The organism is Massilia sp. DJPM01, from assembly GCF_030348125.1.
In the GTDB taxonomy this organism is placed as follows: domain Bacteria; phylum Pseudomonadota; class Gammaproteobacteria; order Burkholderiales; family Burkholderiaceae_D; genus Telluria_A; species Telluria_A frigida.
Genome location: NZ_JAQOZV010000116.1, coordinates 1 through 5,550, shown reverse-complemented (window position 1 = coordinate 5,550; position 5,550 = coordinate 1). Strand labels below are relative to the sequence as shown.

Annotated in this window: 7 protein-coding genes and 1 pseudogene; 7 read left to right on the top strand and 1 reads right to left on the bottom strand. The window is 54.6% G+C overall.

Going from position 1 to position 5,550, the window contains the following annotated elements; all coding sequences use genetic code 11:
• The 3 genes from PO883_RS33615 to PO883_RS33605 form a co-directional block, all read left to right on the top strand.
• On the top strand, positions 1-583 hold a 583-nt coding region (locus PO883_RS33615), incomplete at its 5' end, for a hypothetical protein (RefSeq protein ID WP_289313665.1).
• A gap of 135 nt (positions 584-718) precedes the next feature.
• The gene (locus PO883_RS33610; RefSeq protein ID WP_289313664.1) at positions 719-1,525 is read left to right on the top strand and encodes a hypothetical protein; all 807 of its coding nucleotides are present in this window, start codon (positions 719-721) and stop codon (positions 1,523-1,525) included.
• Between the two features lie 21 nt (positions 1,526-1,546).
• A complete protein-coding gene (locus PO883_RS33605) occupies positions 1,547-2,431 on the top strand; it encodes a hypothetical protein (protein WP_289313663.1) in 885 nt (294 codons plus the stop codon).
• A gap of 347 nt (positions 2,432-2,778) precedes the next feature.
• On the opposite strand, the pseudogene imuA reads toward PO883_RS33605, so the two are convergent.
• Positions 2,779-3,478, bottom strand: a pseudogene (gene imuA, locus PO883_RS33600) (translesion DNA synthesis-associated protein ImuA).
• A 319-nt stretch (positions 3,479-3,797) separates the two neighbouring features.
• Between imuA and PO883_RS33595 the strand changes: the two are divergent.
• The 4 genes from PO883_RS33595 (at position 3,798) to PO883_RS33580 (ending at position 5,509) form a co-directional block, all read left to right on the top strand.
• Positions 3,798-3,920 (top strand): hypothetical protein, encoded by a 123-nt coding sequence (locus tag PO883_RS33595; RefSeq protein ID WP_289313662.1) that lies wholly within the window; start codon positions 3,798-3,800, stop codon positions 3,918-3,920.
• 19 nt (positions 3,921-3,939) lie between these two features.
• Entirely contained in the window at positions 3,940-4,887 is a 948-nt protein-coding gene (locus PO883_RS33590) for a helix-turn-helix domain-containing protein (protein WP_289313661.1), read from the top strand.
• Entirely contained in the window at positions 4,884-5,156 is a 273-nt protein-coding gene (locus PO883_RS33585; RefSeq protein ID WP_289313660.1) for a hypothetical protein, read from the top strand. Before PO883_RS33590 ends, PO883_RS33585 begins: the two co-directional genes overlap by 4 nt.
• 89 nt (positions 5,157-5,245) lie before the next feature.
• Positions 5,246-5,509 (top strand): hypothetical protein, encoded by a 264-nt coding sequence (locus tag PO883_RS33580; protein ID WP_289313659.1) that lies wholly within the window; start codon positions 5,246-5,248, stop codon positions 5,507-5,509.
• Positions 5,510-5,550: the final 41 nt, after the last annotated feature.

The window sequence follows — 5,550 nt, the reverse complement described above, 5'->3', positions numbered from 1 at the left end:
CAACGCTACATCAGCTATGCAGATCTCGGCGCTGGCCTCCCATATGGCAACGATTACCTCTTCCGCGCAGTTGACGCGTTATATGAAGATGACGCCGCCACAGGAGAATTTGCTGTCAGTCCTATCTGAAGCGGCACGTAAGCGATTTCTTGAAAGTTTGACTTTTAATGAGAAAGGGATAACGGGCTATCGTTATGCAGAGCTAGAAAGCGAGTTAACTCCAACTAAAATTGCAAAAATATTATCTTTGTTTGGTTCACAGGCGAACACTACCTTGTTTAAAAAGGCAGTGGTAAAAACGGAAAAGGATCAACGCTTGCTTGCCGGCGAAACACCGGTATTGATGTGCCCTAAGGAGTTAGGTGGCGAGGGCGGCGAGGGTGGCGAGGGTAGTTGGGGTGGTGATTTTGGGGGGGGCGGTATTGGGGGGGGAGGTGCTGGAAGTGGTGGGGTATGGGCAACACCTACCCCAACGCCGTATCCTACCGGTCCAAGTGTGCCTCAGGATTACATGGGGTACACCTGTGTTGCTCCTGGAAGTTGTAAGGCGAGCCGCAGCGATATCTGTCTCAAAACCTGCTAATTAAGGACAACTGCGGCCCAGGCATGCCGGGCCGTAATTTCAATGCGACATCTTTTTCTACTTCTAATCTGTTGGGCTTCTAGCTTCGGTGGGGCGCAGGCCGCCCCAACCCCCTCCGCATTTGATCGATTAGAGTTGGTTGAGCGCAGCGCGGTGATGTCGACCTCGTCGAGCACAGCAAATGCACAAAAAATAGCGAATGCCTATTTGCATCTCTTGCCTGAATTCCAGCGTCGAAAACTGCTTGGATCACGGAAACCGGAATCGTTGCAACAATTATTTGACGCAGCTGACATAGCTGAATTTTATTCGGGCGACCCTCGATTTGCCAACCACATGCGCGAAGCATTCGATGCTCTTGTGCGCCTCGGAGAGCACAAAAATAGCAATTTTGTCAAAATGTATGAGGCATATATTTCGACTGAGCAATTTTCTCAAGCAGCTAATTTTATCGAAAAATATCCCGCCCCCAACGTTGCAAAGCCACCCATGGTTCGCGGTCAAACCATGCGTAACTCAGGTAATAAATTATGGAATGTTGACTTTAAAACAGGCGAAATAAGACAAGTTTCTTTCGTATTTCCCCCTGGACTTTTCGTGATCGTGATGTCCGCACCACGATGCCATTTTGCCCAAAACGCCGTGTCGGATATAGAAGCTGACTCTGAACTTCGACAATTGCTGGCGGGGAAGACATTGTGGTTAACCCGCATTGATCGTGGTTTCGATATTTCGCAAATGCAATTATGGAACCAGCAACATCCAGAGTTAACTATGTCATTGGCTTCGGACATTTTAAGCTGGAAGAAAATAGCATACTGGGAGACTCCCACTTTCTATTTTTTTAAGGATGGAGTATTGGTTGAAAGGATTGGCGGATGGCCAACAAAAGGCCGGAAGCAAGAGCTTACTCATCTAATCAAAGTACATTCTGAAAATTGATTTGAAAACCTGAATAAATATATGAAAATCGTGTTTTTGGTTATCGGGTCATTTTTGATCATATACTTTACACAGGATATCCTATGGCCTGTTCAAACGGCTCGTTCAAACAACGCTGTTGCTTCTTCAGCGACCATCATCGTAAAAAATATAAGCGCGGTAGATACGCCCAACTCGAACATAGATATATGTGAGCGCCACAAAGTCGAAGTCTTGGTGACGCCGATGAAAGATCGTTTGCATTTCGAGAGCGAAGTAAATCAATATCTTGAGAAGATATCCCTGAGTCATGGCCAATTTCAAAGCCTTGAGCCTGATGCTCCGAGTGTACAAAGAATAGCGTTGTTTTCTTTGGCTAGTCACTGCTCTCCTGCAGCAGAATACTACAAGCTACCCGCTTCGATTGAAGCGACGGTGGATAATTTTTCATCAAAAATTTGTCGGAGTATCCCCTCGGAATATCGAATGGCACCTTTGAAATTGCTCAGAGCTGCGTCAAAAGACGGCTCACCCGAACTCAAACTAGCATATGCGGAAAACCTATTGGTTGAGGCACAGCTGCTTGAGTTCGTGAATCGCCTAAAAACACGTCGGCAAGTTGAGGAACTTAGGGCAGAAGCGGAACAGGTCGGTCGAGAAGCGGCGGGAAGCGGACTAAGAGAGGCCTTTCTTTTTATGACTAAGCACTACGAGAGTGGCGGATTCGGTCTGCCCGATTTAAAACGCTCCTATCTTTACGCAATAGCCGTAGCAGATCAAACCAAGACGGTAGAAAGTGTCGAGCGTGTCAACTATCTTTATCAGTCGATGACAGCCACCGAAGTCTCATCCGCGAGAGAAATTATTTCCCAATGCAAAAGTGCGTCAAGAGATGGTGGCAGTAGCGCTTATCGTAATCCTTTTTAAAATGGAGAGTGAAATCTGGGAAAGATAGGGGAAACGGAAAAAAATAGTAGGCTAAGGTCTGCGCCACAATCGAACAAAGGGAACGATGCCCTGGATGTTGAACAAACCTGTTGCAGTTGCCGATGCTACCGCAACAGGTTTGTGCAATGATTTGCGCCCGGGGAGCGATCAAAAACGGGGTTCGTAGACAAAGATCGTTTGCGCACGAGCTTAGCGTACTAGTTTTTCCGTTTCCCCTGTTCTTCCCGACATGGATGATCGAAGGCATTGCACTCTCCTGGAACAAGATTGAGCTTGTTCGACTCCACTCTTGCACGCCGGTTCGTGTCACCGGTTCGCCATTTGTGCTACATCACCGTCTGAGGAATGCCCGCCCGCGACGGCACTGGCTGCGGCGCCCGTGCAGGACGATGCACCACCGCGTCGCCGACCCCGCTCAGTGGGATGAACAGGGCCTCGTCGCGTTGCGGCCCGCGCCTTTTGACGAATCCCACCTCCACCCCACCCAGGGCCGGCCGCAAGCTCAGGCGCAGTGGCGCCGGCGACGCGTCCTGCGCGGCCGCGATCGGGCGCAGCATGAAAAACAGCGTCTCACCCGCTTGCGCGGCCAGGTTCAGGCGGCGCAGGCTTTCCGGCCGGACGTGGCTTGCCCAGAACAGCAGCGCGCCACAGCTCCCACTGCGCAACACGGTTTCCGCCGCCCACAGCGCGTTCGGGCCGCTTTTGCTTTTGACCCACAGCACCTGGGAGGCATGTAGGCCCATGCCCGTGAGCGCAAGCGTTTGCGGGTCGTGCGGCGGCTGCAGCAGCACGACGCGACGCTACTTTCGCCAGCGCTGGCGCCAACAGCCGCATTTCGCCTATTCCCGCCTGTTGCGGCAGTACGTCCACGAGCGTCCCCAGTGGCCAACCCCCGCCCGACAGTTGACTAGACAGTGCTTGGTACCCCGTATCGACGCATCGCGTTGTTGCGCGTGCCAGCTGGGAGGCACGCCAAAGGTCTGGATGCAAGTCTTCGGGATTGAGATGGGCGGGAGAAGAAATCATGATCAGCGCGGTTTTATACTGTGTTTATATAAGGGGGTGTAAGCCGGAACCCCAGATTTTTCTGTTCCCAGTCAGCGCAGGACCTGTCACGCAAACGACCGGTTAAGTGACGGTCAGAAAACGAGAAATTTTGCTGCTAAAGTTGTCACATAAGCCGTAACTTATTCAAGGTTGCATAAATATGACCAGGGTTAGCTTTGGTGACGGAATTTTCTGGGGTTCCGGCTTACACCCCCTTGCGGGAAGAACGTGTTCGCCAAGCAGCTGGCCCAGTACGGCAAATGCGTCCACTGCGTCCGTGCAACCCAGGCGGGCCGTCATGCCGAATGACATCCGATGGGTGAACCCAGCCTTCCTGGCGGCACTCGCCGCCAGCGTCGCCCAGCAGAGACTGCGTGGCCAACACCGTATCGAACACATGACGGACGGCGCGCCGTTCTGATGCAGCACATAGGATTCAAATGAGTATTAGTTTAATGACAGCAGCATGGAAGTCGCCGTTGCCATCGGGGCAAAAGTTCGTGTTGATCGCGCTGTGCGACAACGCCAATGACCAGGGCGAGTGTTATCCGTCGATCGCGACGATAGCGTACAAATGCAGCATGGGCGAGCGTACCGTTCAGGGCCACATCACGGCCTTGGAAGCGCTCGGCATCCTTCGGCGCGAAATGCGGCGTGGCCGCAGCACGAATTACCGCATCTATTCGGCCCATTTCGACGCCCCCGCAGAATCTGCACCCCCGCAGAATCCGCACCCAACCCCCGCAAAATCTGCACCCCCACCCCCGCAGATTCTGCCAAAAACCCCCGCAGATCTCGCACCCATAACCATCAGTAAACCATCAATTGAATCATCAGTTAACCGGAACACGGCAACCGGTACCCGTTTGCCCAAAGATTTTGCACTTCCGAAATCATGGGGTGACTGGGCGCTGGCGAAGTTTCCGGATTGGACCGAAGACCATGTCCGCGAGGTGGCTGAGACGTTCCGGGACCACTGGGTGCCGATGGCAGGTTCCCGTGGGGTCAAGCTCGAATGGGAAGGCCCGTGGCGCAACTGGTGCCGCAATGCCCGAGGTCCGGAACGTGCGACTGGCGCTCGGGCCAGCCAGGCTTGGTGGGCGTCGGACGCCAGCGTCGCGGCCGAAGCTGCGCGGCTGGGACTGCAACCGGCGCAAGCTGGCGAGTCCGCCCTGGCGTTCAAGGGCCGGGTGCAGGCTGCGATCGACAACGGCGGGGTCTCGCCGGCACCACCGCGCCAGAGCCGCGTGGGAATCATCGATCCGACCGAGGCGCCTCCCCGCGCCAAAAAAGGAATGCCGGCCGGTGCCGTGGCCGGCATGAAAGCAATTTTGAAAGCATCACGAGCACGAAAAAACCAACCTACCACCGATGAGGACGACGTATGACCACCACCACCACCGAGAGAAAATTCGTGACGATCGACGTCAACAACCCGGCCTACAACGTCGGCATGCTGCTCGACGCTGTCATGGCGAAGCTCGGCGTCAAGAACGACGCCGCCCTGTCGCGCGAACTGGGCGTCTCCCCGACGAACGTGAGCAATATCCGGAACGTCAAGGTCGCGCTGAGCGCGGCGATGATGATCCGCATCCACGACGTAGCGGACATGTCGATCGCCACGATCCGCAGCTTCCTCGTCGGCCCGACCAGGTGAGTTGCGAGTTTTGCGTGGCGCTGTCGGGGCGCTTCAATGCCCACCGCGAATGCTGTCAAATCCGCCTTTTGGCGGGAGCCCCCCAGCACGTGCGCCAAGTCGCTTACGACCAGGTCAGGAGGGAGTACGGCGAAACAGCGTTGGCCGGAGTCAAGGCGAAACTGCGTGCGGAAGTGCAACGTCAGCGCGAGCTGGCCTACACGCAAATAGAAAATCATCTCAACCAGGAGGCCGCCAAAGGACGGGCGGCCGCAACAGCACTGCTTACGAAAATGAAAGCCGAGAAGATGAACGTAGCACCGCGAGAGCGCGCGAATGTGCGCCGGCAGGGTTCTTTGCTGGAGCACGCATAATGGCCGGCAAACACGGATCGCCGAAGCGCCGCGTCAAGGCA